Annotated in this window: 28 protein-coding genes and 1 tRNA gene; 19 read left to right on the top strand and 10 right to left on the bottom strand. The window is 73.5% G+C overall.

Annotated elements, in window-relative coordinates:
• The coding region (locus tag VMI11_05195) for a saccharopine dehydrogenase NADP-binding domain-containing protein (GenBank protein ID HTY71804.1) at positions 1-470 on the bottom strand (470 nt) is incomplete at its 3' end.
• A 90-nt stretch (positions 471-560) separates the two neighbouring features.
• Here VMI11_05195 and VMI11_05200 point away from each other — a divergent pair.
• Complete coding sequence (locus VMI11_05200) at positions 561-1616, top strand: hypothetical protein (protein ID HTY71805.1); 1056 nt, start codon at positions 561-563, stop codon at positions 1614-1616.
• 31 nt (positions 1617-1647) lie between these two features.
• On the opposite strand, the gene VMI11_05205 is transcribed toward VMI11_05200, so the two are convergent.
• Positions 1648-2421 (bottom strand): BTAD domain-containing putative transcriptional regulator, encoded by a 774-nt coding sequence (locus tag VMI11_05205; protein ID HTY71806.1) that lies wholly within the window; start codon positions 2419-2421, stop codon positions 1648-1650.
• Between the two features lie 51 nt (positions 2422-2472).
• Here VMI11_05205 and VMI11_05210 point away from each other — a divergent pair, with 51 nt between their 5' ends.
• From VMI11_05210 to VMI11_05225, 4 genes are all read left to right on the top strand, one after another.
• The gene (locus VMI11_05210; protein HTY71807.1) at positions 2473-2631 is read left to right on the top strand and encodes a DUF1059 domain-containing protein; all 159 of its coding nucleotides are present in this window, start codon (positions 2473-2475) and stop codon (positions 2629-2631) included.
• Positions 2632-2645: 14 nt separating this feature from the next.
• The gene (locus VMI11_05215) at positions 2646-3542 is read left to right on the top strand and encodes a class I SAM-dependent methyltransferase (GenBank protein HTY71808.1); all 897 of its coding nucleotides are present in this window, start codon (positions 2646-2648) and stop codon (positions 3540-3542) included.
• Positions 3539-4486, top strand: a complete 948-nt coding sequence (locus VMI11_05220) for a carbon-nitrogen hydrolase family protein (protein HTY71809.1) — start codon at positions 3539-3541, stop codon at positions 4484-4486. The genes VMI11_05215 and VMI11_05220 overlap by 4 nt, the downstream gene beginning before the upstream one ends.
• Before the next feature lie 70 nt (positions 4487-4556).
• The gene (locus tag VMI11_05225; protein HTY71810.1) at positions 4557-5675 is read left to right on the top strand and encodes a 5-methyltetrahydropteroyltriglutamate--homocysteine S-methyltransferase; all 1119 of its coding nucleotides are present in this window, start codon (positions 4557-4559) and stop codon (positions 5673-5675) included.
• A 10-nt stretch (positions 5676-5685) separates the two neighbouring features.
• Here the strand turns inward: VMI11_05225 and VMI11_05230 are convergent, their stop codons facing one another.
• Positions 5686-7317 carry a hypothetical protein gene (locus VMI11_05230; GenBank protein HTY71811.1) on the bottom strand — a complete coding sequence of 544 codons (1632 nt, stop codon included), beginning with the start codon at positions 7315-7317 and terminating at the stop codon, positions 5686-5688.
• A 22-nt stretch (positions 7318-7339) separates the two neighbouring features.
• Positions 7340-8155 (bottom strand): class I SAM-dependent methyltransferase, encoded by an 816-nt coding sequence (locus VMI11_05235; protein HTY71812.1) that lies wholly within the window; start codon positions 8153-8155, stop codon positions 7340-7342.
• A gap of 129 nt (positions 8156-8284) precedes the next feature.
• Between VMI11_05235 and VMI11_05240 the strand changes: the two genes are divergently transcribed.
• From VMI11_05240 to VMI11_05260, 5 genes are read left to right on the top strand one after another with little or no spacing between them, the layout of a single operon-like run.
• Positions 8285-8773, top strand: a complete 489-nt coding sequence (locus VMI11_05240; GenBank protein HTY71813.1) for a DUF1269 domain-containing protein — start codon at positions 8285-8287, stop codon at positions 8771-8773.
• A complete protein-coding gene (gene cydD / locus VMI11_05245) occupies positions 8770-10443 on the top strand; it encodes a thiol reductant ABC exporter subunit CydD (protein HTY71814.1) in 1674 nt (557 codons plus the stop codon). The genes VMI11_05240 and cydD overlap by 4 nt, the downstream gene beginning before the upstream one ends.
• Positions 10440-12125 (top strand): thiol reductant ABC exporter subunit CydC, encoded by a 1686-nt coding sequence (gene cydC / locus VMI11_05250; protein HTY71815.1) that lies wholly within the window; start codon positions 10440-10442, stop codon positions 12123-12125. The genes cydD and cydC overlap by 4 nt, the downstream gene beginning before the upstream one ends.
• 49 nt (positions 12126-12174) lie before the next feature.
• Positions 12175-12627 (top strand): DUF6325 family protein, encoded by a 453-nt coding sequence (locus VMI11_05255; protein HTY71816.1) that lies wholly within the window; start codon positions 12175-12177, stop codon positions 12625-12627.
• A gap of 29 nt (positions 12628-12656) precedes the next feature.
• Entirely contained in the window at positions 12657-12968 is a 312-nt protein-coding gene (locus VMI11_05260; protein ID HTY71817.1) for an SHOCT domain-containing protein, read from the top strand.
• A 27-nt stretch (positions 12969-12995) separates the two neighbouring features.
• Here the strand turns inward: VMI11_05260 and VMI11_05265 are convergent, their stop codons facing one another.
• On the bottom strand, positions 12996-13538 hold the full coding sequence (locus VMI11_05265; protein ID HTY71818.1) for a hypothetical protein: 543 nt from the start codon (positions 13536-13538) through the stop codon (positions 12996-12998).
• Between the two features lie 179 nt (positions 13539-13717).
• Between VMI11_05265 and VMI11_05270 the strand changes: the two genes are divergently transcribed.
• Positions 13718-14314 (top strand): biotin transporter BioY, encoded by a 597-nt coding sequence (locus VMI11_05270; protein HTY71819.1) that lies wholly within the window; start codon positions 13718-13720, stop codon positions 14312-14314.
• On the opposite strand, the gene VMI11_05275 is transcribed toward VMI11_05270, so the two are convergent.
• Complete coding sequence (locus VMI11_05275) at positions 14268-14894, bottom strand: histidine phosphatase family protein (protein HTY71820.1); 627 nt, start codon at positions 14892-14894, stop codon at positions 14268-14270. The genes VMI11_05270 and VMI11_05275 overlap by 47 nt on opposite strands.
• Positions 14895-14973: 79 nt before the next feature.
• Here VMI11_05275 and VMI11_05280 point away from each other — a divergent pair, with 79 nt between their 5' ends.
• From VMI11_05280 to VMI11_05290, 3 genes are all read left to right on the top strand, one after another.
• Positions 14974-15279, top strand: a complete 306-nt coding sequence (locus VMI11_05280) for a WhiB family transcriptional regulator (protein HTY71821.1) — start codon at positions 14974-14976, stop codon at positions 15277-15279.
• A 61-nt stretch (positions 15280-15340) separates the two neighbouring features.
• Positions 15341-16069, top strand: coding sequence for a hypothetical protein (locus VMI11_05285; protein HTY71822.1), 729 nt, complete (start codon positions 15341-15343; stop codon positions 16067-16069).
• A gap of 16 nt (positions 16070-16085) precedes the next feature.
• Positions 16086-16886, top strand: coding sequence for an enoyl-CoA hydratase-related protein (locus VMI11_05290; GenBank protein HTY71823.1), 801 nt, complete (start codon positions 16086-16088; stop codon positions 16884-16886).
• 6 nt (positions 16887-16892) lie between these two features.
• Here the strand turns inward: VMI11_05290 and VMI11_05295 are convergent, their stop codons facing one another.
• Positions 16893-17924 carry a LacI family DNA-binding transcriptional regulator gene (locus tag VMI11_05295; protein ID HTY71824.1) on the bottom strand — a complete coding sequence of 344 codons (1032 nt, stop codon included), beginning with the start codon at positions 17922-17924 and terminating at the stop codon, positions 16893-16895.
• Between the two features lie 203 nt (positions 17925-18127).
• Here VMI11_05295 and VMI11_05300 point away from each other — a divergent pair, with 203 nt between their 5' ends.
• The gene (locus tag VMI11_05300) at positions 18128-20191 is read left to right on the top strand and encodes a methyl-accepting chemotaxis protein (GenBank protein ID HTY71825.1); all 2064 of its coding nucleotides are present in this window, start codon (positions 18128-18130) and stop codon (positions 20189-20191) included.
• Here VMI11_05300 and VMI11_05305 read toward each other — a convergent pair.
• Genes VMI11_05305 through VMI11_05315 form a run of 3 tightly spaced genes read right to left on the bottom strand, consistent with a single transcriptional unit; the run spans position 20188 to position 22908 of the window.
• Positions 20188-22245, bottom strand: coding sequence for a bifunctional copper resistance protein CopD/cytochrome c oxidase assembly protein (locus tag VMI11_05305; protein ID HTY71826.1), 2058 nt, complete (start codon positions 22243-22245; stop codon positions 20188-20190). The genes VMI11_05300 and VMI11_05305 overlap by 4 nt on opposite strands.
• 48 nt (positions 22246-22293) lie before the next feature.
• Positions 22294-22614, bottom strand: a complete 321-nt coding sequence (locus VMI11_05310) for a co-chaperone GroES (GenBank protein HTY71827.1) — start codon at positions 22612-22614, stop codon at positions 22294-22296.
• 54 nt (positions 22615-22668) lie between these two features.
• Positions 22669-22908, bottom strand: a complete 240-nt coding sequence (locus VMI11_05315; GenBank protein ID HTY71828.1) for a DUF3618 domain-containing protein — start codon at positions 22906-22908, stop codon at positions 22669-22671.
• A gap of 130 nt (positions 22909-23038) precedes the next feature.
• Here VMI11_05315 and bcp point away from each other — a divergent pair, with 130 nt between their 5' ends.
• The 4 genes from bcp (at position 23039) to VMI11_05335 (ending at position 25335) form a co-directional block, all read left to right on the top strand.
• Complete coding sequence (bcp, locus tag VMI11_05320; GenBank protein HTY71829.1) at positions 23039-23497, top strand: thioredoxin-dependent thiol peroxidase; 459 nt, start codon at positions 23039-23041, stop codon at positions 23495-23497.
• Between the two features lie 187 nt (positions 23498-23684).
• A tRNA-Leu gene (locus tag VMI11_05325) sits at positions 23685-23766 on the top strand.
• A 64-nt stretch (positions 23767-23830) separates the two neighbouring features.
• Positions 23831-24646, top strand: coding sequence for a glutamate racemase (gene murI, locus VMI11_05330; GenBank protein ID HTY71830.1), 816 nt, complete (start codon positions 23831-23833; stop codon positions 24644-24646).
• Positions 24643-25335: an MBL fold metallo-hydrolase gene (locus VMI11_05335; protein ID HTY71831.1), complete on the top strand. Its 693-nt coding sequence runs from the start codon at positions 24643-24645 to the stop codon at positions 25333-25335. The genes murI and VMI11_05335 overlap by 4 nt, the downstream gene beginning before the upstream one ends.
• Position 25336: the final 1 nt, after the last annotated feature.

Genomic DNA, 25336 nt, shown 5'->3' on the forward strand with positions numbered 1-25336 from the left:
AGGAGGCAGCCGAGGTCGGACGGGATGGAGTCGAACCCGCACGAGTGGACGATCCGCGCGCCGTGCGACGCGGCCGGCGCACCGCAGCGTGCCAGGGACTCGCGCACGAACAGCACCTCGCCGGTGAGGTCGGCGTAGTCGGTCCCCGCGGCCGCGCACGCCTCCACCACCGGAAGGCCGTAGCGGGCGTACGGCCCGACCGTCGTCGCGACCACCTGCGCGGACCAGACCATCGCCTCGACGGAGTCCCGGTCACCGGAGTCCGCGACGAGCAGGGGCCAGTCACGGGCGCGCGGCGCCAGCCCACCGCGCAGCGCCTCCAACTTCTGCTTGGAACGGCCCGCGAGCCCGATCCGTACGCCCTCCGGCGCGTGCTCGGCGAGGTAGTCGGCGACGAGACGCCCCACGAAGCCGGTCGCCCCGAAGACCACCACGTCGAGGTCACGCCGGACCGGGTGCTCCTCGTCCATGCGGCGCCCCTCTCCTCGTGGGCGAATCTACCCAAGCACCGCTCGGGCGTTCACACGTCACTCACAGGTCGCCCTCCTACTCTCCTCGCCATGGGCAGGCCGAGCTCCGCGGACGCCGGCCGCGACGTCGACCGGCGGCGCTTCCTCGGTCTGCTCGCCGCGGGCGCCGCCGGCCTCACGGCCGCCGCGTGCACCACCAGCGCCGGGTCCACGAGGGCCGCGTCGTCCGCGCGCGCATCCGGACCCGGGCCGTCACCCGGCGCCGCGTCCGCACCGGCCCGTGCCACCACCTCGAGCACCGCCGCCGCGCCCGCGTCGACCGCCGCGCTGCCCCGCACGACGCCGTGGACGGCACGGATCGGGGAGGTGCACCCAGCGGTCAAGCACCGCGCGACCGCACTCGTCCAGGCGGTCGCCGCGTGGCCCGAGGGCCAAGGCGGGATGGCCGCGGCTCGACGCCGGGTCGCCGCCCTCGGGATGGACCCGTCGTTGGCCGACGCCTGCGCCCCGCTGGTCGGCAGCGAGCCTGCGGCCGCCTGCCAGGTCGTGGACGCCCAGTACGGCGGAATCCTCGCGACCTCCTCCAGCGTGCTCGTCGTCGTCGATCAGTGGCGCCGCCACGCCGACGGCACCGTGCACGCCGGCGGGACCACCCTCGACATCCGGCTGGTCGAGGCCTCGCCACGCTGGCGCGTCGTCGACGTCTTCCCGGCCCACCCGGCGCCGGCCACGAGGACGCCGGCATCCAACGCCCGCGCAGTGCTCAGCAGCAGCCGAATCCACCTGCCGCACGCGGCGCACGCCGACGTGATGAGCGGGACCATCCACGCCTCGGTGCTGGACACGCTCCTCGCCCTCGCGGACCGCTACGTCGTCGACGTCAGCATCGTGCGGTCGGGCCATCCGTACTACGTCTTCGGGACGCGCCGCCGCAGCGACCACCCGAGAGGACGGGCCGTCGACGTGTGGGCCCTCGACGGCCGCCCCCTCGTGGAGCCGGTCAACCATCCGCTGGCCGTCGCCGGGATGCGCCTGGCGGTCGCGCACGGCGCGTACAACGTCGGCGGGCCAGTGCTGCTCGCTGGCCCGCAGTACTTCAGCGACCAGACCCACCAGGACCACATCCACCTGGGCTTCGACGTCTGACCACGGCCGGCGAACGCGGCCGCGACTCGCCTCAGGAGTTGAGCTCGGCGAACAGGGTCTGCGTGACCGGGCTGGGCGAGACCCCGAGCTCCTCGCGAAGCGTCCGACGCAGCCGGTCGTAGACCAGCAGAGCCTCCGCCAGGTTGCCCTGCGCCGCGAGGGCACGCATGAGAAGCCGGTAGCCGCTCTCGCGGAACGGCTCGACCTCGACGAGAGAGCGGCCGGCCCGGCAGGCCGCGGCCAGCTCCGAGCCGCCGATACCGAGGCAGCTCGACCCGTACGCCTCCAGAGCGCGCAGGCGCGTCTCGGCGAGCCGGCGTCTCTCGTCGACGAGCCAGTCGAAGGTCTCCTCCCCCTCCTCGCCCGCCAGCAGCCCGCGCTCGGCGGCGAAGAGCGCCACCTGCGAGGGCGCCCAGGCCCGCACCCAGTCGCCGGCCGCGACCGAGGACTCCGCGCGGTGGACCGCCTCACGCGCGACCTCCAGGTCGACCCAGGGGTCCACGAGCCTCAGCCGCAGCGTCGCGCGCCCGTCGACGGAGGAGGTGCCCAACACCTGCCGGATCTTCGACAGCAGGGCGGACAGCCCGCTGTCGACGTTGCCGGGAGGGCGCGCCGGCCAGATGGCGTCGATGAGCTCGCCTCGAGGCACGTACCGGTGCCGGTTCAGCACGAGGTAGCCGCACAGCAGCCGTCCCTGGCGACCGGGCAGCCGATCGTCAACCCGGCGCCCGGCACGGTCGACCACCAGCGGTCCGCACACCTGGATGCGGATCGACGGAGCATCCCCGCGCGCCTGTTCCGGCACGCCAAGATTCTGCCAAGGAGGGTCGGTACAACAGCAGACCGGAGGTGCGAGATGGCACGAGTGATTCGCTGCGAGTGCGGCTTCGTCGCACGCGGCGAGAGCGACGACGAGGTCGTCGACACGATCCGCGGTCACATGAGGAGCGACCACCCGGCGCTGTACGAGTCGGTCGACCGCGCGGACCTCTACAGCTGGATCCAGGTCGAGTAGCGAGGAGCAGGCACATGACGACTCAGGCGAGAACGACTGGCGAGGCACCGGCTTTCGATGCCGCCGCCTACAAGGCGACGACGCTGGCCCAGTGGGAGCAGGCGGCCGCCGCGTGGCACGAGTGGGGTCCGACGCTGGAGAGCTGGCTCGGGCAGGCGACCGAGCTCATGCTCGACGCGGCCGGGGTCGGGCCGGGGGCCAAGGTCCTCGACGTCGCCGCGGGAGCCGGCGGGCAGACGCTGACCGCCGCGCGGCGGGTCGGCCCCACCGGCCGCGTCCTGGCGACGGACATCTCCCCGCAGATCCTCGCCTTCGCCGAGCGCGAAGCCCACGACCAGGGGCTGACCTGGGTGAGCACCCGGGTCCTCGATGGCGAGAACCTCGACGTGGAGCCGGGAAGCTTCGACGCCGTGATCTCCCGGGTCGGCTTCATCTACTTCCCCGACCAGCCGGCCGCCTTCGCCGGGATGCTGCGCGCCCTGCGCCCGGGCGGTCGCCTCGCCGGCATCGTCTACTCCACCCCGGAGGCGAACGGGTTCTTCTCGATCCCCGTGTCGATCATCCGGCGGCGCGCCGAGCTGCCGCCGCCACTGCCGGGCCAACCCGGTCCGTTCAGCCTTGGCGCCCACGGAGTGGCCAGCGCGGCGCTGGAGCGGGCAGGGTTCGTCGACGTGTCGGTCCAGGCCGTCTCCGCGCCGTTGCGGATGGTCTCCTCGGCGGAGTGCGTCCGCTTCGAGAGGGCGTCGTTCGGCGCGCTCCACCAGATGCTCTCGCGCCTCGACGAGCGGGACCAGGAGGCCGCCTGGAGCGAGATCACCGAACGCCTCGGCGAGTTCGACGGACCCGACGGATTCGTCGGTCCCTGCGAGCTGCTCGTGGTCGCCGGGTCGCGCCCTGGGGCACCCTCGTGACCACGGTCGTCGCGGCGGCCGTCCAGGCAGCGCCCGTCATGCTCGACACCGCTGGGACCCTCGAGAAGGTGGTGGCGCTCACCGAGAAGGCCGCGGCGGACGGGGCCGAGCTCGTCGTGTTCCCCGAGACCTTCGTCCCGGGCTATCCCGACTGGGTCGCCCGAACGCTGCCGTGGGACGACGCGGCGCGCGAGCTCTACGGGATGCTGCTGGACCAGGCCGTCGTCGTGGGCTCCGCCGAGACCGACCTGCTCGCCGAGACGGCGGCCCGGCTCGGCGTGTGGCTCGCCGTCGGGGTGGACGAGCGGGAAGCGGTCGGGTCCACCGTCTACAACACCCTGCTGTACTTCTCCCCCGAGGGCACCCTGGCCGGTCGGCACCGCAAGCTGGTGCCGACCGGTGGTGAGCGGCTGGTCTGGGGCGCCGGTGACGGCTCCACGCTGCCGGTGCTCGAGACGCCCTTCGGACGCCTCTCCGGCTTGATCTGCTGGGAGAACTACATGCCGCTCGCCCGAGCGGCGCTGTACGCCCGTGGGGTCGACATCCACCTCGCCCCGACCTGGGACGACCAGGACTCGTGGGTGGCCAGCATGCGCCACATCGCCAAGGAGGGGCGCATGCACGTGATCGGCGTCAACTGCGCGCAGCGCGCCGCCGACCTGCCGGAGGGTCTGCCGGGGCGCGAGAGCCTCTACTCCGGGGAGGAGGAGTGGCTCAGCCGCGGCCGATCGGTGATCGTCGGCCCCGACGGGACGATCCTCGCCGGCCCCGCGGTCGAGCGCGAGGAGATCCTCCTCGCCGAGCTGGACGTCACCGCGGCACGGCGGTCACGGCAGTTCTTCGACCCGGTCGGGCACTACAGCCGCCCCGACGTGTTCCACCTGAGCGTCGACACGACCCCGCGGCCGGGTGTCAGCTTCACCGAGCAGCCGGGCGGCGAGTAGCACCGGGTCCGTCGTTATCCTCCGAGCCGGGAGGCGGCGCCCGCCGCCCGCTCTACGAGGAGGCGGAACCATGGCCGACCAGCTTGCTCCCTTCCGCGCGGACCACGTCGGCAGCCTGCTCCGGCCGGCACGGCTGCTGGCGGCCCGCGAGGACGCCGCCGCCGGACGCATCCCTCGCGAGGCGCTGCAGGAGGTGGAGGACGAGTGCATCCGCGAGGTGGTCGGCAAGCAGGGTGACGCCGGCCTGTCGTCCGCGACCGACGGGGAGTTCCGCCGTACCTCGTGGCACATGGACTTCATCTACCAGCTCGGCGGCGTCGCCCGGTCGGACCAGAAGCTGACCGTCCACTTCCACAACGAGGACGGCGACCTGGACTTCGAGTCGGCGGCGCTCGTCGTCAACGAGCGGATCGGTCTGCGGGACACCATCTTCGGCGATGCCTTCACGTTCCTGCGTGACACCGTCCGCCCCGGCCAGACCCCGAAGCTGACGATCCCGTCGCCGAACATGGTCCACTACCGCGGGGGACGTGCCGCGATCAGCACGCAGACCTATCCGGACCTCGGGCAGTTCTGGGCCGACCTCACCGGGGCCTATGCCGAGGAGATCGCTCGCCTCGGCGACCTCGGCTGCACCTACCTGCAGCTCGACGACACCAGCCTCGCCTACCTCAACGACCCGGAGCAGCGGGCGATGCTGGCCGCCCAAGGGGCTGACGCCGAGCACCAGCACGAGCAGTACGTCCGCAACATCAACGCCGCCCTGGCCGGACGGCCCGCCGGCATGAGAGTCACCACCCACATGTGTCGTGGCAACTTCCGCTCCTCCTGGGCGGCCGAGGGCGGCTACGACTTCGTCGCCGAGGTCCTCTTCAGCCAGCTCGCGGTCGACGGCTTCTTCCTCGAGTTCGACGACGCTCGGTCGGGGGGATTCGAGCCGCTGCGCTTCGTCCCGCCTGGCAAGCAGGTGGTCCTCGGCCTGGTCACCACCAAGCGCGGTGCGCTGGAGACCAAGGACGAGCTCAAGCGCCGCATCGACGAGGCCAGCCGCTACGTCCCGCTCGACCAGCTGTGCCTGTCGCCGCAGTGCGGCTTCTCCTCCACCGTCGAGGGCAACGCCCTCACCGAGGACGAGCAGTGGTCGAAGCTGCGGCTGATCGTCGAGACGGCGCGGGAGGTCTGGGGCTGACGCCCGGGTCTCATCCCGTCGTGGCGATGGCGACGTCGCTCGGGCAGTCGGGGTCGGAGCGGCGCAGCCGGGCGGTCGGGTTGAACTGGCTGACCACGCTGAAGGACTCGGCGCGGGGTACGTCGATCCGCGTCCAACCGCCGTCATCGCTCACGCACGCCAGCAGCTGCTCTCGTGTCCCGGGTCGCACCACGGTGAGGTAGCTCGACCAGCGAAGCCGCAGCCGTACCGTGCCCGCGGCCGTGGTCGCCAGCGTGACGCTGCTCGGGGTCACCGCCGTCACCGTCGCCCCGTTCGCCAGCGGCGTGGCGTCCACCACCTGGAACAGCTGCCAGTTCCGGTCCGACCAGACCAGCCGCAGGTACGGCAGCCCGGCCGCGACGAGGCGTCCCTCGTCGGCCGACGCGAAGTCCAGCTTCCCGTCGGGCAACGCGACCCACCCCACGGCCAGCTGGCCCAGCCAGCCGCGGTAGCTCTCGGGCGTCAGGGCGCCGTCGGTGTAGAAGAGCGGGTTGTCCGCGACGTCGACCTGACGGTCCCAGCCCCGGGCGAGTGAGACCGAGCCGGACAGGTACGCCGAGGCCCAGTGGTTGACGGTGTCGACCACCTCGACGCGCTCACCGCGGGCCGGCATACCCGCCGCGGCCTGCACCGCGTGGAGCTCGGCCCGCAACGGCTCGTAGAAGGCCTGGGCCGCCGAGGGGTTGCTCGACGCGAACAGCTGGTGGGCGAGGTCGCTCACCGGCCAGGCGACGACGACGAGGAGCAGCGCGAGCGTTCGCCGCCACGACAGCCGCGAGCAGGCGACGAGAACCGGACCGGCGCCCACCCAGGCCAGGCGGCCGATGTTGCCGCCGACAGCGCCCGGGACCAGCAGGAAGACCGGCAACGAGATGAGCACGGCGAGCGCGGCCGCGCGGACCAGCCGCACCCGACAGACCAAGGCGACCACCACGCAGCAGACGGCCGGCGGGATCGCGTTGACCACGGTGAACGGCATGACGCCGGTCCCCGGGAACAGCAGCGCCATCGTGCCGCCGACGGCCACCAGGCAGCCCGCGCTGACTGCGGCCGCGGCGCGGCGGGTCCGGTCCACCGCGACGACCGCGAGCAGGACCAGGCCGAGGAACAGCCCCGCGAGGGGACTGGCGAGGTAGGCCGCAACCGAGAGGGCGGCGGCGACCCACCCGAGGCGCGCACGCAGCGCGACCAAGGCCCAGGTGGCCACCGCCAGGCCGATCGCGAAGGTGACCCGGCCGGCGACCAGGTCGGCGGCGAAGGCGACCGCGAAGGCCACGGCGCCGGCGCGCGGCCGGGGGGCGTCGCGCAGCAGCACCGACGCGCCGACAGCGCCCGCGACCGCCGCCAGCGCCCCACTCGCACGCACGCCGATGGCCGCCATCGAGGCCGGTGCCAGGACGCTGTACGTCGGCAGCGAGACGCCACCGAACCAGCCGGTCCACCACGACACCACGCCCGACTCCCGCACCACCGACGAGCGCGCCACCTGGGCGGCCAGGTCGGGGGCGGCCGGGCTCCAGCGCAGGTAGGCCACCGCGAGCGCGACGCCGAGCACCAGCGCCCACCGGGTCGCCGACCAGGGGTGAGCGCCGTCCGGCCGACCCGTGTGGACCCGTTCCATGCCGCTCCTCCGGCCAGCCAACCTAGCCCGTGGGCTGGTCCGCCCCGCGCCCGGCCCCGGCCAGGCGGGCGCTCCAGAGGTCCTCGACCGGCCAGCTCGACGCCCAGGAGGCGGAGGCGATCTCGTAGTAGTCCGGGTCGACAGCGTCCGTACCGGCGTACAGCTCGTGCAGCGCCTCGACGACGAACCCGTGCGAGCGCAGCACCGCGATCCAGTCCCCGTGCGAGGGATGGAACTCCACGCCGCCGCCGGGCCAGCGCACCCGGCGCAGGTCCCGCTGGGGGCGCAGCAGCCGCTCCCCCGCCACCCCGGACTCCTCGGGCACGCACAGGCTGGCGAGCACGCTGTTGGTCAGGAACACGAGGCGGCCACCCGGCCGCAGGAGGCGCGCTGCCTCACCGACCCAGCGCGACGGCTCGCACCACACGCTGGCGCCGTACTCGCTCACGACGAGGTCGAAGCTGGCGTCCGGAAGCGGTACGTCGGCCGCGTCGGCCGCCACCAGCGGGAAACTCATCCCATGCTCGCGCTGGCAGCGAGCCGCGGTCACCAGCTGCGCCGGTGTGACGTCCACGCCGACCGGCCGGGCACCCAGCCGCTGCAGCCAGGCGGAGAAGTACGCCGTCCCGCAGCCGAGCTCCACGACGTCGAGCCCGGCCACCTCGCCCAGGGCGCCGATCTGCCACTCGGGGACGGCGAACAGGCCCCACACCACCTCCTCGCGAGCCCAGGCGACCCGGGCGTGCTCGTCGGTGTGCTGGGCGTTGACCAGCGTCCACAGCTCGCGGTTGACCGCCGCGTCATCGAGGTGTGCCGCGTCGGGGCTGCTCCGCTCCATGGGAGAAGTCACGCACACCGCGCGGGGCTCAGCTGCACCGGGGACCCGATGAGACAACCGGCCCCTCCTGCTCGTAGCGTCGTCGCTGACGCGGCGGGCCCGGCGCCGCCCGAAGCAGCGGGAGAACGCATGGCGACGCTGACCGTGTGGCGGTTCCCGACGCCGACCGGGGCGGAGGACGCCGAGTACACCCTGGACCAGCTGCAGCGCCAGCAGCTGATCTCCGTCCACGACGCCGCGATCGTGAGCTTCCCGCTGGGGGCGACGAAGCCGACCACCAAGCAGCTGAACAGCCTGACCGGGGCAGCGGCCCTCGGTGGGGCGTTCTGGGGTCTGCTGTTCGGCCTGATCTTCTTCGTCCCGCTGCTCGGCGTGGCCATCGGCGCCGGGCTCGGAGCCCTGGCCGGATCGCTCACCGACGTGGGCATCGACGACGACTTCATCGCACTCGTCCGGACCCAGATCACGCCAGGGACGTCGGCGCTGTTCGCCTTGACCTCCGACGCGGTGGTCGACCGGGTGCGCGAGGCCTTCGCGGGCCAGGAGATGGAGCTCATCTCGACCAACCTCAGCAAGGAGCAGGAGGACCGCCTGCGCGAGGTCTTCGGATTGCAGTGAAGCCCCTCGACCCGAGGCTGCTCGCCCACACGAGGGCCAGCCGGCACCACCTCGTCGCCGCCAGCGCGATCACCGTCGCGACGGCCGTGCTCCTCGTGGTGCAGGCCTTCGCGGTCGCCGACGTGGTGGTCCGCGGGTTCCAGGACGGCGCGACGCTCGGCGCCGTACGCACGCCGTTGCTCGTCATCGCTGTCGTCGTGCTCCTGCGCGCGAGCCTCGCGTGGGCGGGCGAGGTGGCATCGCACCGGGCGGCCGCCTCCGTGAAGTCCCAGCTGCGTCGCGACCTGCTCGCCCACGTGGTCGGACTCGGGCCGGACTGGCTCTCCGGACGGCGCACCGGCGAGCTGGCCACGCTCGCGACGCGCGGCACCGACGCCCTCGACGGCTACTTCTCCCGCTACCTGCCGGCTCTCGCGAGCGCCGCGGTCATCCCGCCGCTGATGGTGCTGGTGATCCTCAGCCAGGACCTCTGGTCGGGGCTCATCGTCGTCCTCACCCTGCCGCTGATCCCGGTCTTCGCCGCGCTCATCGGGCGGGCGACCGAGCGACGCGCTCAGCGGAGCTGGCGGGCGATGGCGACCCTCGCCGGCCACTTCCTCGACGTCGTCGACGGACTGCCCACCCTCCTCGTCTTCCGCCGGGCGAAGGCCCAGGTGCGCACGATCCGGGAGGTGACCGACGAGAACCGCGTGGCCACCATGGCCACGCTGCGCCTGGCCTTCCTGTCCTCGGCGGTCCTGGAGTTCATCGCCACCATCTCGGTGGCCCTCGTCGCCGTCTCGTGCGGGCTGCGCCTGGTCGACGGGCGCCTGGACCTGCGCACCGCCCTGGTCGTGATCATGCTGACCCCGGAGGCGTACTGGCCGCTGCGCCAGGCCGGCGCCCAGTTCCACGCCAGCGCCGACGGGCTCGCCGTCGCCGACCAGGTCTTCGCCGTCCTCGAACGCCCACTGCCCGTGCCGGCCTCCGCGCAGCAGGTACGTCTCGACGGGGCGACCATCTGCGTCGAGGGCTTGATCGTCTCCTACGACCGGGCGAGGCCGGCGCTCGGCCCGCTCGACCTCACGGTAGGACCGGGTGAGTTCGTCGGGGTGGCCGGCCCCAGCGGCTGCGGCAAGTCGACCCTGTTCTCGGTGCTGCTCGGCTTCGTGCCCCCGACGGCGGGACGGGTCCTGGTCGTGCCCGCGCACGGTGCGGGCGTCGACCTGACCGACGTCGACCCGCGGCACTGGCGCGCCCAGGTGTCCTGGCTGCCGCAGAGCCCCTGGTTCGCGCGAGCCTCGATCGCCGAGAACGTGCGGCTGTCCGACCCCGACGCCGGCGACGACGCGGTCCGCGACGCGCTCGAGCGCGCGCAGGCCTGGGAGTTCGTGGCCCGTCTGCCCGAGGGGGCCGACACCGTGATCGGCGAGGGCGGGTACGGCCTCTCGGCCGGCCAGCGCCAGCGGCTGGCGCTGGCAAGGGCGTTCCTGCGCGACGCGCCCCTGGTGCTGCTCGACGAGCCCACCGGCCACCTGGACCCGGAGAGCGAGGCGCTCGTCGACGAGGCGGTCCGCACCCTGGCGCGCGGACGCACCCTGCTGGTGTCGGCGCACCGGCCGTCCCTGCTCGCCGACGCCGACCGGGTCGTCCGGCTCGATGCCCCGCTGCTGGCGGAGCCGGTGCGATGAGGCACGACGCGGCCGACGTCGCGCGGCTGGCCGCCGCCGGGCGGCCCGCGCGGACCCGCCTCGGGCTGGGCGCGCTCGCGGGCGCGGGCGCGCTCCTCGCCGGGATCGGCCTGACCGCCACGGCGGCCTGGCTCATCGCGCGCGCCTCCCAGCGGCCCCAGATGGTCGAGCTCAGCCTGGCCGTCGTCGCCGTCCGCTTCTTCGGGGTGACCCGTCCGGTGCTGCGCTACGTGGAGCGGCTGGTCTCGCACGACGCCGCCTTCCGCGTGCTGGCCGACGTGCGGTCGCGGGTCTACTCGCGCCTGGTGCTGCGACCGCCCGCCCGGCTCGGCACGCGCCGGCGCGGGGAGCTGCTCTCGGGAGTGGCCTCGGACGTGGACGCCGTCGAGGACCTGCACCTCGGCGTGCTCGAGCCCGCGGCGGTGGCCGGCGTCGTCTCGGCCGGCGTCGTCGTCTTCATGACCTGGCTGCTGCCCTCGGCGGGCTTGGCGCTGCTCGCCGCCCTCCTCGTCGCCGGCGTCGCGGCGCCCTGGGCCGCGGCTCGGGCCGCCCGGCACGCCAGCGCGGTCGTCGCGCCCAGACGCGCCGAGCTCAGCGCGACGGTCGTGGACCTGCTGCGCGGCGCCCCTGACCTGGTCGCGCTGGGTGCGGCCGAGCGGTGGCTCGCCGAGGCGGACGCCCTCGACGAGCAGCTCACCACGGCGAGTCGGCGCAGCGCGTGGGCGACCGGACTCGGCACGGGGCTCGCCGCCCTCGCCGCCGGCGGGGCGGTGCTGGCCAGCGCGGTGCTCGGGGTGTCCGCCGTGTCGGGCGGCCAGCTGGCCGGGCTCGCGCTCGCCGTCGTGGTCCTGGTGCCGCTGGCCGCGTTCGAGTCCCTCGTCCCCCTGCCTCGGGCGGCCGTCATGTACGACGGCATCCGCCAGGCCGCCCGCCGGCTGTTCGCGGTCGTCGACGACCCCGCCGCCTACCCCGAGCCCGAGTCCCCGCGACCGCTTCCGGACGGCCCGTACGCGCTGCGCCTCACCGACGTGCGCGCCCGCTGGAACCCGGACGGGCCGCTCGTGCTCGACGGCGTCGACCTCGACCTCCCGCCCGGCCGCCGGGTCGCCATCACCGGCGCGTCGGGGTCCGGCAAGTCGACCATCGCCGCGCTGCTGCTGCGCTTCCTGCCGGCCGAGTCGGGGTCGGTCGCCATCAACGACCTCGACGTGGCCGAGCTGACCCCCGAGGACGTCCGCGGGGTGATCGGGCTGGTCGACGACGACCCGCACCTGTTCGACACCACGCTGCGCGGCAACCTGGCGCTGGCCCGCCCCGAGGCGAGCGACGACCAGCTGGTCGCCGCGCTTCGTTCCGCCCGGCTCGGCCCGTGGTACGACGCCCTCCCCGAAGGCCTCGACACCTGGCTCGGCGAGCGGGGCGGGCAGGTCTCCGGCGGGGAACGGCGACGTATCGCCTTGGCCCGGGCGCTGCTTGCCGACCAGCCGGTCCTCGTCCTCGACGAGCCCACCGAGGGCCTGGACGCACCGACCGCGGACGCGGTCATGGCCGACCTGCTGTCGGCCTCGGCCGGGCGCTCCGTCGTGCTGCTCGCCCACCGGCCCGAGGGCCTCGACCTCGTCGACGAGGTGCTCGTCCTACGTGAGGGCCGCCTGTCCCCGCGCGGCCCCGCGAGCGTGTGACAGACTCGGGCCGAATCCAGCCGATCAGGTGACGCGAAGGGACACGCCCATGGCTGAGGACATCGAGGAGATGGGGCCGATCGACTACCTCGTCGTCGAGTACCCCGGCAACAAGATGACGGGAGAGGCGCTGCCGCTGCTCGTCGACCTGGTCGACCGCGGCCTGGTCCGCATCATCGACCTGGAGTTCGTCCGCAAGGACATCGACGGCACGGTCACGGCCCTCGAACTGGCCGACTTCGACGGTGACGGCACGCTGGACCTGGCGGTGTTCGAGGGCGTCTCCTCGCACCTGCTCGACGAGACCGACTTCGCAGAGATAGCGAACGCCCTCGAGCCGAACTCCTCGGCAGCCGTGCTCATCTACGAGAACGTCTGGGCCGGCCCGTTCGCGGCCGCGGTACGTCGCGCCGGGGGTCAGCTCGTCGCGAGCGGCCGGATCCCCGTCCAGGCCCTCATCGCCGCCCTCGACGCCGCCGAGGCGACCGAAGCCACCAGCTGAGCGAACCACACCACGAAGGAGCACGACCCATGCCAGGACTCATCCGAGGCGTCGCACGTACCGCGGTCGTCGCGGGCACCGCGACCGCCGTCTCCAACCGGGTCTCCCGCCGCCAGGCCGGCCGCTGGGCCGAGCAGGAGCAGGAGCAGCAGGCGCAGCAGCAGTACGCGCCGCCGCCGCAGGAGTACGCCCCACCGCCCCAGCAGTACGCGCCCGCGCCCGAGGCGCCGCCGATGGAGGACAAGCTGGCGCAGCTGAAGCAGCTGGGCGAGCTCAAGGACGCCGGCGTGCTGACGGAGGCGGAGTTCGAGGTCCAGAAGAACAAGATCCTCAACGGCTGACCGCTCGAGTGGTGAAGGCCCGCGTGCCTAGTGGTGCACGTGGGCCTTCAACACGATCATGATGATGCCGAAGGCGCCGGCGACGGCTGCGGAGAGCAGCCGTCGGCCCAGCCTCAGGTGCGCGTCGCCGCCCACCCGCCAGCCGGTCCAGCACAGCACCACGGTGCTCGCGACCAGCGCGGTCAAGACAGCCGTGTCCAGTCCCGCGCCGGCCAGCGAGACGACGACAAGCACCCCGAGCGAGACGAACGAGGCGGAGACCAGCTCCCAGCCCCGGGCGAGCTCGCCGGCGACGTCGGCGCGGGTGAGGTCGCGGTGGATCACGATGCGCAGGGCCATGATCCGGGCGTAGCGCTCCGCGGCCCAGTAGATGAGCAGCGTCACGATGACGGAGGCGACCAGCCTCGCCACGGTCTCCCGGGGGGCGACCGCGAGGACGGCGGATCCGACGATCGTGCCGTAGATGGCGCTGGCCGCCCGCCGCTCGCGCTCGAGGTCCACCTCGTCGGTCGCGGGCGCGTCACCGGAATGGGTGTCGCCGGCGTCGGGGCCGAGCGCGCGATCGGTCACCGGGCGATCCTCCCAGGTGGGCAGGCAGGTCGGCGGACGGAGCCGGCGAAGAGCCGCTGCAGTGGGGACCCCACAACGATCCCGCCCGCGGCCTGTTGACCGGCTTGGCCCGCACGAGGCTGCCGCGTGCAGCATGATCGGAGCCTGACCCGCCCGCCGACCCCGACCGAGGAGCCAGCGTGAGCAGCGCCGTAGCCCTTCCCCGCCGCACGTCCTACCTGACCGACCGGTGGTCCTCCTCCGCGGCGGGGACCGTCGCCCTCGTCGTCGGCTTCGCCGCGCTGACCGCCCTGTGCGCGCAGATCTCCTTCCGCCCCTCGGGCTGGGTGGTCCCGATCACCGGCCAGACCTTCGCGGTGCTGCTCACCGGGGCCGCGCTCGGCTCCCTGCGCGGGATCGCGAGCATGACCCTGTACGCCCTCGCGGGCATCGTCGGGCTCCCCGTGTTCGCCCACGGCGCCCACGGCTGGTCACAGCTCGCGGGCGCGACCGGCGGCTACATCGTCGGCTTCATCGTCGCCGCCGGCGTCGTCGGCTGGGCCGCGGAGCGTGGCTGGGACCGCACCCCGCTGAAGGCGTGGCCGCTGTTCCTGCTCGGGGAGGTCATCATCTTCGGGATCGGCGTCCCGTGGCTGAAGTTCGACCTCAACACGACCTGGGCCTGGGCGATTCACTGGGGCTTCGCGGTGTTCATCCCGGGCGAGATCGTCAAGGCGTTCCTGGCGGGGGTCACCCTCCCCGCGGCGTGGCGCCTGCGTCGGCGCCTGGAGGGCTGAGCCCGGCCGAGCGGTTCCACTCCAGGACCGCCGGCGTGCCGTGCTCGTAGCCCAGCCGCGACAACGCGGCGGTGCCCAAGGCCAGCCGGGCGGCGAAGCCGGGCGGCTGGCCCACCCACCGGGCAGCGAGGACGCGCAGGAAGTGGCCGTGGGAGAACAGCAGGACGTCCCCGCGTGCCTCGAGCGCCCGCGCCAGCACGCGGTCGGCGCGCGCCGCCACCTGGGCGAGGGACTCACCGGGCGTGGCCCCGGGCACGACGCCGTCGGAGAAGATCGTCCAGTCGTGCCCGACCTGCGCGCGGATCTGCTCGCTGGTCAGCCCCTCGTAACCGCCGTAGTCCCACTCGACGGCGTCGGGCTCGAGGCGCGGGTCGGCGTACCCGGCCAGCCCGGCGGTCTCTCGCGCACGCTGCAGGGGACTGCTCAGGACGAGTGCGAAGGCACGTCCGGCGAGGAGCGCGCCGGCCGCCGCCGCCTGCTCCCGACCGCGCTCGGTGAGCGGCACGTCGGTCCGGCCGGTGTGGCGGCCCGCCCGGCTCCACGCGGTCTCGCCGTGGCGGAGGAGCACCAGCTCGCGCATGCGCCTCAGCGAACCAGATCGCCGCTCGTGTTTGGACCGCCCCCCGCGGGGGAACCGAGCAGGCGAGGAGGGTGGTCGAGTGAGCGGAGTACCCCAGATCGCGGCCGCACCGCTGCGCCCGGTGCAGGAGGAGTGGGAGTGGCAGGACCGGGCGGCCTGCGCGGCCGGGCCGGGCGAGGTGTTCTTCCCCCCGGACCTCGCGTCCGGACCTCGGGCCTACGCCCGTGAGAGCGTCCACGAGCGCCGGGCGAGGGAGGCTCGCGCCAAGCTCGTGTGCGCCCGGTGCCCCGTGGTCGAGCCCTGCCGAGCGCACGCCCTCGCGGTGCCGGAGCTCGAGGGGGTGTGGGGCGGCCTGACGCCCGAGGAGCGCGCGGCGATCCGCTGATCGCGCGCAGGTCGGGGCCACACTGAAGGCCGACGACCCGCGCGGCCTCAGGGGGCAAGGCATGGAGGAGGGCACCACCGGCCACCCGACCTCGCCTCATGCCCCAGGGCGCACCGGGCATCCCGGTGAGTCACGCCTGCCCGCCGCGGTCGCGATCCTCGTCGCGATCGGGCTGTACGCGGCGCTGCCGAACAAGCTCGTCCTGGGCCCCCGCTACCTCGTCCCCGCCCTCGAGCTCGCCCTCCTCGTGCCGCTGCTGTTGGCGAACCCGGGCCGGATGAACCGGGAGGACCAGTGGCTGCGCCGGACCTCGATCACGCTGGTCCTCGTCATCGCGGCCACGAACACCGCCGCCCTGCTGCTCCTGCTGCACGAACTGGTCACGGCGCCGCGCTCGGGGCACGGGAACGACCTCATCATCGGCGCCGGCCAGGTGTGGGCCACCAACATCGTCATGTACGGGCTGGTGTTCTGGGAGCTCGACCGCGGCGGTCCGGTGGTCCGGACCCAGCACCTGCGCGAGACCCTCCCGGCGGCGGACTTCCGCTTCCCCCAGGACGAGGACGAGGACGCGGTCCGCGAGGTGGCGCGACGGTCCGCGGCGACCTCAGGGTGGGTCGCGACGTTCTACGACTACCTCTACGTGTCCGTGACCAACTCGACCGCGTTCAGCCCCACCGACACGATGCCGTTGTCCGGCCGCGCGAAGCTGCTCATGTCCGCGCAGGGCATCTCGGCGTTGGTGACCATGGTCCTGGTGATCGCGCGCGGCGTGAACCTGCTGAGCTGAGTCAGGAGGAGCGAACATGACCGCCGCCGCGGATCCCGGACCCGTCCTGCGCCGCGCCCACGGGCCGGTCGCCGAGGTGGTCCTGAACCGGCCGTCCGCCCTCAACGCCTTGTCGACGGCGCTGATGCTCGAGCTGACGGCGACCTGCGCGGCCCTCGCCGGCGAGGCCGGCGTGCGCGCCGTGGTCCTGTCCGCGGAGGGGACGCGAGCCTTCTGCGCGGGAGCGGACCTGAAGGAGCGGAACGCCTTCGGCGCCGAGCAGCTGGCCGCCCAGCGCCCGGTGTTCCGGGCGGGGTTCGCGGCGCTGAGGGAGCTGCCGGTCCCGGTCGTCGCCGCCGTCCAGGGCTACGCGCTCGGGGGCGGGCTCGAGCTGGCCCTCTCCTGCGACCTCGTCGTGGTCGAGGACAGCGCCGTGCTCGGCCTCCCCGAGGTGAGCGTCGGGCTGGTCCCGGGCGGTGGCGGGACGCAGCTGCTCAGCCGCCGCGCCGGGCTGGCGGTGGCCCGCGACCTCGTCCTGACCGGCCGGCACGTGCCGGGGCCGGAGGCCGTACGCCTCGGCGTCGCCGACCGCCTCGTGCCCACCGGCGCGGCCCGCGGGGAGGCGCTCGCCCTCGCCGCCACCTGCGCCGCCGGGTCCCCGACAGCGGTGCGTGCGGCCAAGCGGGCCGTCCTCGACGGCTACGAGGTGCCCCTCGCCGCGGGCCTGGACCTGGAGGACGCGGCCTGGCGCACAGCGGCCTTCTCCCCCGACCGGGTGGAGGGGATCGCGGCCTTCAACGAACGCCGCCCCCCGGTCTGGGCCGACCCCGCACGCTGAGCGCCGCTACGCGCTCTCGCGGCGGACCAGCGTCGTCTCCACGACGTCGTAGGGCGCGACGTCGAGCCCGTCGAGACGGTCGAGCAGCATCTTCGCGGTGCGCCGACCGAGCTCGACGATCGGCTGTCGCACCGTGGTCAGCGGGGGCTCGGCGAGCACGGCGTCGGGAGTGTCGTCGAAGCCCACGACCGCGACGTCGCGCGGGACCTTGCGCCCGGACCGGCGCAGGACGCCCATGGCCCCGAGGGCGAGGGCGTCGCTGGCGGCGAACACCGCGTCGAGGTCCGGAGCGGTCTCGAGCAGCCGGGCCATCGCCGCCGCCCCGGCGGGGCGGGAGAAGTCCGTGGCGACGACGACCAGCCCGCGGTCGACCGGCAGCCCGGCACCGCGCAGGGCTTTGCGGTAGCCGTCGAGCCGGTCCTTCGCCGCCGTCATATCGCGCGGCCCGGCGATGGTCGCGATCCGGCGCCGGCCGGTCCCGAGCAGCAGCTCGGTGGCCGTCCGCGACCCGCCGAGGTTGTCGGCGTCGACGTAGTGCAGCGGGGACGCGGCGTCGTACGGGCGTCCCGCGAGCACCACGGGGATGCCCAGCCCCTCCAAGCGCGCCGGCAGCGGGTCCGCGCCGTGCAGCGACACGATCATCAGCCCGTCCACGTGGTGGCCCGCGGCGAACTGCTCGACCTGCGACCGCTCGGTGTCGTCGGCGGCGAAGGTCACCACGAGCTGACGGCCGCGCGCGGACACCTCGGCGTGCGCGCCCCGGAGGAGGATGCCGAAGTACGGGTCGCCGAACAGCCGCTCGCCGGACTCGGAGACCATGAAGGCGACGGAGTCGGTGCGGCGGGTGACGAGAGTGCGCGCCGCTCGGTTGGGCAGGTAGTGCAGCTGCTCCGCCGCGCGAAGGACCGCCTCCTGGGCGGCCGGGCTGACCCGCGGCGACCCCGTCAGGACACGGCTGGCGGTCGCGCGGGACACCCCGGCGAGCGCCGCCACGACCTCGAGGGTCGGCGCCCGCCCGGCCTCGCTCACCGTGGTCATCGACCCCCACACCTCTCGAGGCCTCGGTCCCGTCGGGCTCACTGTAGGGCCTCATCGGCCGGCCCCTCGTGTCGGCGGCGGCCCGGACCGGCCCGCCCGAGGCCCGCTGGCCGCTCAAGACGTCCCCCGGACGGCCGATACACCACCAGGGGCCATCCGCGCCCGCCCTGGCCCCGCGTCCGAGGAGAGGGCACACGGTTCGCATGGTCAGCCTTCGGCCGACGCCACGTCGCCTGGCGATCGCGTCAGCGTCGCTGGGGGCGCTGCTGCTGGCCGCCTCCTGCTCGTGGGCCTACCTGCTGCACAGCTCGAGCTCCCAGGACCGCAACGAGGCCACCCAACAGACCCTCACCCTCAGCAACGACGTGTCGTCGAGCTCGACGTCGATCATCAAGCAGGACTCGGACCTGCTTCGTACCCTGTCGCGCGAGCAGAGCTTCGCCCGCTGGCTCGCCCTGCCGGGGACCGACGCGGAGAAGCTGAGCGACGCCACCGGCGAGGCCTACCTCGACATGGCGGACATCCGCCAGAGCTTCGTGGACTACGCCCGGCTGTTCCCCGCCGCCTTCGAGACCCTCGAGTTCATCGACGCCTCGACCATGACGCCGGTCGCGATGTTCGACGACGGGGCGTACGTGCCCCCGACGCGCCTGCCGCACACCGTCGACGACGCGCAGCGCTCGTGGATCGTGCAGGCGTCGCAGCTGTCGACCGGACAGACGCTGGTCACGCAGCCCTACATCGACGGCGACGGGGACGGGGAGCACCTGATCAGCCTCGCCGGCCCGCTGCTCCAGGCCGGGTCCCACGGTGTCGTCGTGACCACGCTGAACGTGAGCCGCCTGCAGGAGGCCATGGTCTCGGTCCCCGGGTCGGCCGGGCACGCGGTCGGGCTCGTCGACCGAACCGACGCCAGCGTGCTCGCCACCGGCAGCGACGAGTACGCCGTCTCGCCCGCGGTCGCTCGGGACGCCGTGCAACGGATGAAGCTCGCGCACGGATCAGTCTCGTTCGAGCGCGACGGCCGCATCGTCGCGGCGGTGCCCGCCAGCGCGGCCAGCGCCGGCGGGCTGGACGTCGGCTGGCTCGGCGTGGTGACGGAGACCCCGCTCCCGGCAGCGGGCGTGTCCTCGATGCTCTCGCCCGGCGTGGTGTCCCTGATCCTGCTGGGTCTCGCGCTGCTCGCGCTGGCCCTCGTGCTCCAGCTCCGGCAGCGCCGCGCGAGCGAGGCGCGGGCCGCGCAGGTACGCGCCGAGCGCGACCGCTTCGCCAGCGGGATGGTCGAGCTGACCGACGCGTTGGCCAGGACCTCCACGGGCGACCTCGCGACCCGGCTCAACGTCGAGCTGGGCGACGAGGCGATGACCGGGCTCGCGGCGTCCTTCGACCAGACCCTCGGCGCGCTGCGGGACCTGGTCTCGCAGGCGCAGACGAACAGTCGGCTGCTCAACGCCGCAGCCACGGAGCTTCGCGCGACCTCGACCCAGCAGGCGACCTCGGCGAACCAGCAGTCCGCCGTCGTCACCGAGACGACCGCGACGATCGAGGAGCTGGCGGCCACCGCGGTGCAGATCGCGGAGAACTCCGAGGCCGTCGCCATCGTGGCCGAGCAGACCCTCGCGACGACGATGGAGGGCCGGCAGGCGGTGGAGGAGTCGGTGGCCGCCATCGAGTCGGTCAACGGCCAGGTGGCGTTCATCGCCCAGGCGTGCGAGGGGCTCGGCGAGAAGATCGCCGAGATCGGCGGCATCCTCGCGATCATCGACGAGCTGTCCGACCAGACCAACCTGCTCGCGCTCAACGCCGCCATCGAGGCGGCCCGAGCCGGCGAGCACGGCCGCGGGTTCGCGGTGGTGGCCAGCGAGATCCGCCGGCTCGCGGAACGCTCCCAGGAGTCGACCGTCCGCATCCAGAGCATCATCACCGAGATCTCGGCCCGCGCCCGCCAGACGGTCGACGCCTCCTCGCAGGGCTCGTACGCCGTCCGAGCGGTCGCCCAGCAGGCCCGTGCGGCGGCCGACTCCCTCGAGCGAATCGCCTCCCTCGTCGACACCACGACCTCGGCCGCGCGCGAGATCTCGGCGGCGACCGGGCAGCAGCGCTCCGCGAGCGAGCAGGTCGTCCAGGCGATGGCCGAGGTGAACGCGAGCGCGCGCCAGTTCGCCGCCGGCGCCAAGCAGTCCGCGTCCAGCGCCGAGGAGATCGCCGACCTCGCGGTGCGCACCGAGCTGTCGATCAGCCACTTCGTGACTGAGGACGCCGACTAGGACGTGCTGCTGTCGTGCTCGGCCAGCTGGGCGAGGTAGGCGTTGTACGCCTCGAGGCGGCTGTTGTCGCCCGCGTCGATGCGGCGGTCGGCGTGCCTCGCCTCCCGCTCGTCGGATCGGACCCACTGCACGAAGATCACGCCGAGCACGAGGATCGAGGGGATCTCGCCGAACCCCCACGCGATACCCCCACCCAGCTGCTGGTCCGCGAGGCGGTCGCCGACCCACGACAGCCGCAGCTGGGAGTACCAGTCGCCGGCGATGACGGTCTTGGTGCTCATCAAGACGATGCCGAAGAAGGCGTGCAGCGGCAGAGAGGCGAACAGCAGCAGCATGCGCGCCGGGGGCGACAGCCGGCGCGGCATCGGGTCGATCCCGAGGACGCACCAGAAGAACAGGCAGCCCGCGAGAACGAAGTGCAGGTGGAGAACCAGATGGGCGACGTGGCTGCGCTGGCTCATCTCGAACAGGGGCGAGAAGTACAGCCCATAGAGCGAGACGACGTAGATGGCCAGTGCGACGAGCGGGTGGGAGATCACGCGGAACCAGTGGCTGTGCAGCATGGCCAGCAGCCACTCCCGGGGTCCCCACGCCTCCCCCGCCCGTGCGGCCGGCAGTGCCCGCAGGGCCAGGGTGATCGGGGCTCCCAGGGCCAGGAAGATCGGAGCGACCATGGTCAGCGTCATGTGCTGGATCATGTGCACGCTGAACATGGCCCGCCCGTAGGTCCCCACGCCGCTGCACAGCACGACGAGGATGAGCAGCAGCCCGAAGCAGAACGACAGCGTCCGCCCGACGCCCCACCGCACGCCCCCTCGACGCAGCCGTAGGACGCCGTCGAGGTAGAGGAAGGCGAACGTCGCCAGCGTGCCGATGACGAGGAGGTCCGGACGCCAAAGGGTGAGCAGCCGGTGGAAGGTCAGCGGCGGTACGTCGTACCCGAGGATGCCGGCCGCATAAGTGGCCGGGACCCCCCCGTTGCGCGGCACCGGGGTCGGGGTCCGCGACATCGCCACCGCGAGACCGACCGTGGCCGCCATGAGCGTCACCTCGAAGGCGGCGACCCGGTGAAACGAGGCCCGCAACGCCCGCTGGTCCACGCCCGGATCGTGGAGGCGAGCGATGAGGATCCGACGCGTCCACCAAGCGAAGGTGCCGAGCACGACGAGGGCGGCGACCTTGCCGAGGACCATCAGGCCATAGGCGGAGTCGACCAGCCCCTGCCACGAGCCGACGCGTATCCAGGCGCTGGCGATGCCGGAAGCGCCGACGGCGACCAAGCACCACAGGGCGAGCGGGCTGTAGCGGGGGAGGGCGAACACGAGCGCGCCGCCCGATCGGGCTGAGACAACGAGGAGCGCGGCCAGGGAGCCGACCCAGAGAGAGACAGCGAGGACGTGGGCCACCAGGCTCGACACGGCGATGTCGTGGCTGCCGGCAAGGACCGAGTGGCCGTTGAAGGCCGGTGGCACGACACCGATGACCGCGACGAGGAGCAGCACAAGCCCCCCGCGGACGCCGAGCACAAGAGGGGCGCTGGCTGCGACCACGAGGGCGGCGACCGCGACGGTGAGCAGCGCCTGGCCGAAGGGGACGTTGCGTGCGAAGCTACCGAGACCCGCCCAGCCGATCGCGCCGAGCCCCTCGCCGAGCACGTCAGAGGCGTAGAAGGCCACGAGGGCAAGCGCCGAGGCCGCCCACAGAAGCGCCCAGCGCCCCGCCAGGCGGGTGCAGCGAAGGCCGGTCCCGGACAGCTCCTCTCCCAGCGAGGGCACGAGCAGAACCCCGGCGATGAGGAAGCCGAGGGTGAGCAGACTGCTGCCGTCCATGAGGAACTTGGTCACGGGCAGACCCCAGCCGGTGACCGTCCCGTCATCGGGCCGCGCGGCGCCGCTCGCTCCTGGGCGGCCCCCGCCGGCGAGGAGCGCAATGACGAGCACCCCGACGCCGGCGGTCACCGCCGCAGTCGTCCACCGCAGCGTCCCCGGCGCGGGATCTGCGGGCGGCGGCGCCGGGTCGGCGGCCTGCGTCGCCAACGCGGGCTGCACGGACACGCCGCCCAGGGTACGTCGGCGGTGCGCCACCCGAGCCCGGGCCAGGCGCTAGAGGTAGAGCCCGGTCCCCTCGTCGCCGACCCGGGTCGCGGCGACGGCGTGGACGTCGCGCTCGCGCAGCAGCACGTACGTCCTGCCCTGGAGCTCGACCTCGCCACGGTCCTCGGGCTCGAAGAGCACGTGGTCGTCGACGGCGACGGTCCGCACGTTCTGGCCCACCGCCACCACCCGTGCCCAGGCGAGCCGGCGGCCGACCGCCGCAGTGGCGGGGATCACGATGCCGCCGCTGCTGCGCCGCTCGCCCGCGACGGCGTCCTCCTCGACGAGGACGCGGTCGTGCAGCAGCTTGATCGGCAGGGACTCGGGCACGCGGACAGGGTACGGGGCCGCCAGCGGCGGCGACCGCGGACGACGGGTCGTGCCTCAGGCGCCGCGACGACGGATGACGTACAGGACCAGGATCGTGGTCACCGTGCCCGCGATGGCGATGTTGCGGACGTTGGGGCTGCCCTCGTCGGAGACGAACATGCGCCGGACGTCGCGCAGCTTTCGTCGCGTGACGTTCAGCGGGTTGACCCGCTCGGTGATGGCGTCGATGGTCGCCGCCAGGTTCTGCCGGGCCGTCTCGAGGTCCGCCACGGTCGGGTTGGTCGCGCTCGCCATGGGCGAAGCCTAGGGGACCGGGCGGGCGTCCGTGCGGGCGCCGCCGTCACGACCTCGCCCGGGCGGGCGGGCGGCGGGTCCGCGTCGTAGGTTGGAGCCGACCAGCCCCCGACCCGACCGGAGGAGACCCGTGCTCTCGCCAGGTGACCCAGCGCCGCCGTTCTCCCTCACCGACGACCACGGCAAGACCGTGTCGCTGTCGGACTTCGCCGGGCGCCGGCTCGTCGTGTACTTCTACCCGGCGGCGATGACGCCGGGGTGCACCACGCAGGCCTGCGACTTCCGCGACTCCCTCGACTCCCTGCACGCGGCCGGCATCGACGTGGTGGGCATCTCTCCCGACAAGCCGGAGAAACTGGCGAAGTTCCGCGAGCGCGACCACATCACCTTTCCCCTCTTGTCCGACCCCGACAAGGAGATCCTCCTCGCCTACGGCGCCTTCGGCGAGAAGAAGATGTACGGCAAGGTGGTCCAGGGTGTCATCCGCTCGACGTTCGTGGTCGGACCCGATGGGCTGATCGAGCAGGCCCAGTACAACGTCAAGGCCACCGGCCACGTCGCTCGGCTGCGGGAGTCTCTCGCCGTCTGAGGCACGATGACCGGACCCTTCCCCGTCCGCTGCCCGAAGCGCAGGGTGAGCAGTCTCGGGACCGCCGCAACGACTCCAGGTCCTGATTCCGCTCATTCTCTTGGCCGAGAGCCGTCCAGGCCTGTCCTAGCACCGACGAGCCGGCTGAGCCCGCGCCGGCTGGCGGCCCGTACCCTGAGCGCGTCACGCGGGAGTGGCGGAACTGGCAGACGCGCGGGCCTTAGGAGCCCGTGCCTTCGGGCATAGGGGTTCGAGCCCCCTCTCCCGCACGTACCACGAACCGTCGGCTCGCCGACAGAGCGCGATCGACCACCTGGCTTAAGGTGGTCGACCGTGCCGTGCGACCCCGACGCCCCGATCGGGATCTTCGACTCCGGCGTCGGCGGGCTCACCGTCGCCCGTGCCGTGCTCGACCAGCTGCCGCACGAGCCGGTGCTCTACGTCGGTGACACCGCCCGGGGGCCGTACGGCCCGAGACCCATCGCCGAGGTCCGCGCCTTCGCCCTCGACGTGATGGACCACTTGGTCGACCGCGGCGTGAAGCTGCTCGTCATCGCGTGCAACAGCGCGAGCGCGGCCGTGCTCCGCGACGCACGGGAGCGCTACGCCGTGCCCGTCGTGGAGGTCATCCAGCCGGCCGTACGGCGGGCCGTGCGTGCGACGCGCAACGGCCGCGTGGGCGTCATCGGCACCCGGGCCACGGTGGCGAGCGGCGCCTATGAGGACGCCTTCGCCGCCGCTCCCCACCTCACCGTCACCAGCAGGGCCTGTCCGCGGTTCGTCGGCTTCGTCGAAGCGGGCGTCACCGGCGGCGACGAGCTTCTCCACGTCGCGCACGAGTACCTCGACCCAGTGGCCGACGCAGGGGTCGACACCCTCGTGCTCGGGTGCACGCACTACCCGCTGCTGACCGGCGTCATCTCCTACGTCATGGGAGAGGACGTGACGCTGGTGTCCAGCGCGGAGGAGACCGCGAAGGACGTCTACCGCGTGCTCGCCGACCGGGACCTGCTGCGCCCGCCGGACGCGGAGGAGCCCGAGCACCGCTTCCTCGCGACGGGTGACCCGGGCTCGTTCGGTCCGCTCGCTCGCCGCTTCCTCGGGCCGGAGATCGGCTGGGTCGACCACGCGGGGGTGTTCACGCCATGAGACTGACCATCGTCGGCTGCTCGGGATCGGTGCCTTCCCCCGACTCGGCCGGGTCCTGCTACCTCGTCGAGCACGACGGCTTCGTCGCCTTGCTCGACCTCGGACACGGCGCGTTCGGCCCACTGCAGCGCTACGTCGACCCGGGGCTGGTCGACGCGGTCCTGCTCAGCCACCTGCACGCCGACCACTGGACCGACTTCCATGCGATGGAGGTGTGGCGCCACCACGGACCCGGCGACGCCACCCGCGCCCTCACCGTCCTCGCGCCGGCATCCGGCGACGTGGCCGACGCCACCGCATGGGCGCCGAGCCAGCGGGTCGGCCCGTTCGTGGTCACCTCGGCGCGGGTCGCGCACCCGGTGGAGGCGTACGCCATCCGGCTGGAGGCGGGCGGGCACGCGCTGACCTACACCGGCGACACCGGCCCCTGCGACTCGCTGGTCGAACTCGCTCGCGGAAGCGACGTGCTGCTCTCGGAGGCCTCCTTCGTCGACGGACGCGACAACCCGCCCGACCTGCACCTGACCGGACGCGAGGCCGGGGAGGCCGCGACGGCCGCCGGCGTCGGGCGGCTGGTGCTGACGCACGTACCGCCGTGGGAGTCCTGGGAGCTCGCCGCGAAGCAGGCCGAGCAGACCTACTCCGGGCCGATCGAGATCGCCCGCCCCGGCCTGGTCATCGAGGTGTGAG

This window comes from Actinomycetes bacterium, from assembly GCA_035506535.1.
In the GTDB taxonomy this organism is placed as follows: domain Bacteria; phylum Actinomycetota; class Actinomycetes; order DATJPE01; family DATJPE01; genus DATJPE01.

Coding starts and splice junctions, on each gene's coding strand:
- VMI11_05200 (HTY71805.1), top strand. CDS start 561: ATGGGCAGGCCGAGCTCCGCGGACGCCGGCCGCGACGTCGACCGGCGG.
- VMI11_05210 (HTY71807.1), top strand. CDS start 2,473: ATGGCACGAGTGATTCGCTGCGAGTGCGGCTTCGTCGCACGCGGCGAG.
- VMI11_05215 (HTY71808.1), top strand. CDS start 2,646: ATGACGACTCAGGCGAGAACGACTGGCGAGGCACCGGCTTTCGATGCC.
- VMI11_05225 (HTY71810.1), top strand. CDS start 4,557: ATGGCCGACCAGCTTGCTCCCTTCCGCGCGGACCACGTCGGCAGCCTG.
- VMI11_05230 (HTY71811.1), bottom strand. CDS start 7,317: ATGGAACGGGTCCACACGGGTCGGCCGGACGGCGCTCACCCCTGGTCG.
- VMI11_05235 (HTY71812.1), bottom strand. CDS start 8,155: ATGGAGCGGAGCAGCCCCGACGCGGCACACCTCGATGACGCGGCGGTC.
- VMI11_05240 (HTY71813.1), top strand. CDS start 8,285: ATGGCGACGCTGACCGTGTGGCGGTTCCCGACGCCGACCGGGGCGGAG.
- cydC (HTY71815.1), top strand. CDS start 10,440: ATGAGGCACGACGCGGCCGACGTCGCGCGGCTGGCCGCCGCCGGGCGG.
- VMI11_05255 (HTY71816.1), top strand. CDS start 12,175: ATGGCTGAGGACATCGAGGAGATGGGGCCGATCGACTACCTCGTCGTC.
- VMI11_05260 (HTY71817.1), top strand. CDS start 12,657: ATGCCAGGACTCATCCGAGGCGTCGCACGTACCGCGGTCGTCGCGGGC.
- VMI11_05275 (HTY71820.1), bottom strand. CDS start 14,894: ATGCGCGAGCTGGTGCTCCTCCGCCACGGCGAGACCGCGTGGAGCCGG.
- VMI11_05285 (HTY71822.1), top strand. CDS start 15,341: ATGGAGGAGGGCACCACCGGCCACCCGACCTCGCCTCATGCCCCAGGG.
- VMI11_05290 (HTY71823.1), top strand. CDS start 16,086: ATGACCGCCGCCGCGGATCCCGGACCCGTCCTGCGCCGCGCCCACGGG.
- VMI11_05295 (HTY71824.1), bottom strand. CDS start 17,924: ATGACCACGGTGAGCGAGGCCGGGCGGGCGCCGACCCTCGAGGTCGTG.
- VMI11_05300 (HTY71825.1), top strand. CDS start 18,128: ATGGTCAGCCTTCGGCCGACGCCACGTCGCCTGGCGATCGCGTCAGCG.
- VMI11_05315 (HTY71828.1), bottom strand. CDS start 22,908: ATGGCGAGCGCGACCAACCCGACCGTGGCGGACCTCGAGACGGCCCGG.
- VMI11_05335 (HTY71831.1), top strand. CDS start 24,643: ATGAGACTGACCATCGTCGGCTGCTCGGGATCGGTGCCTTCCCCCGAC.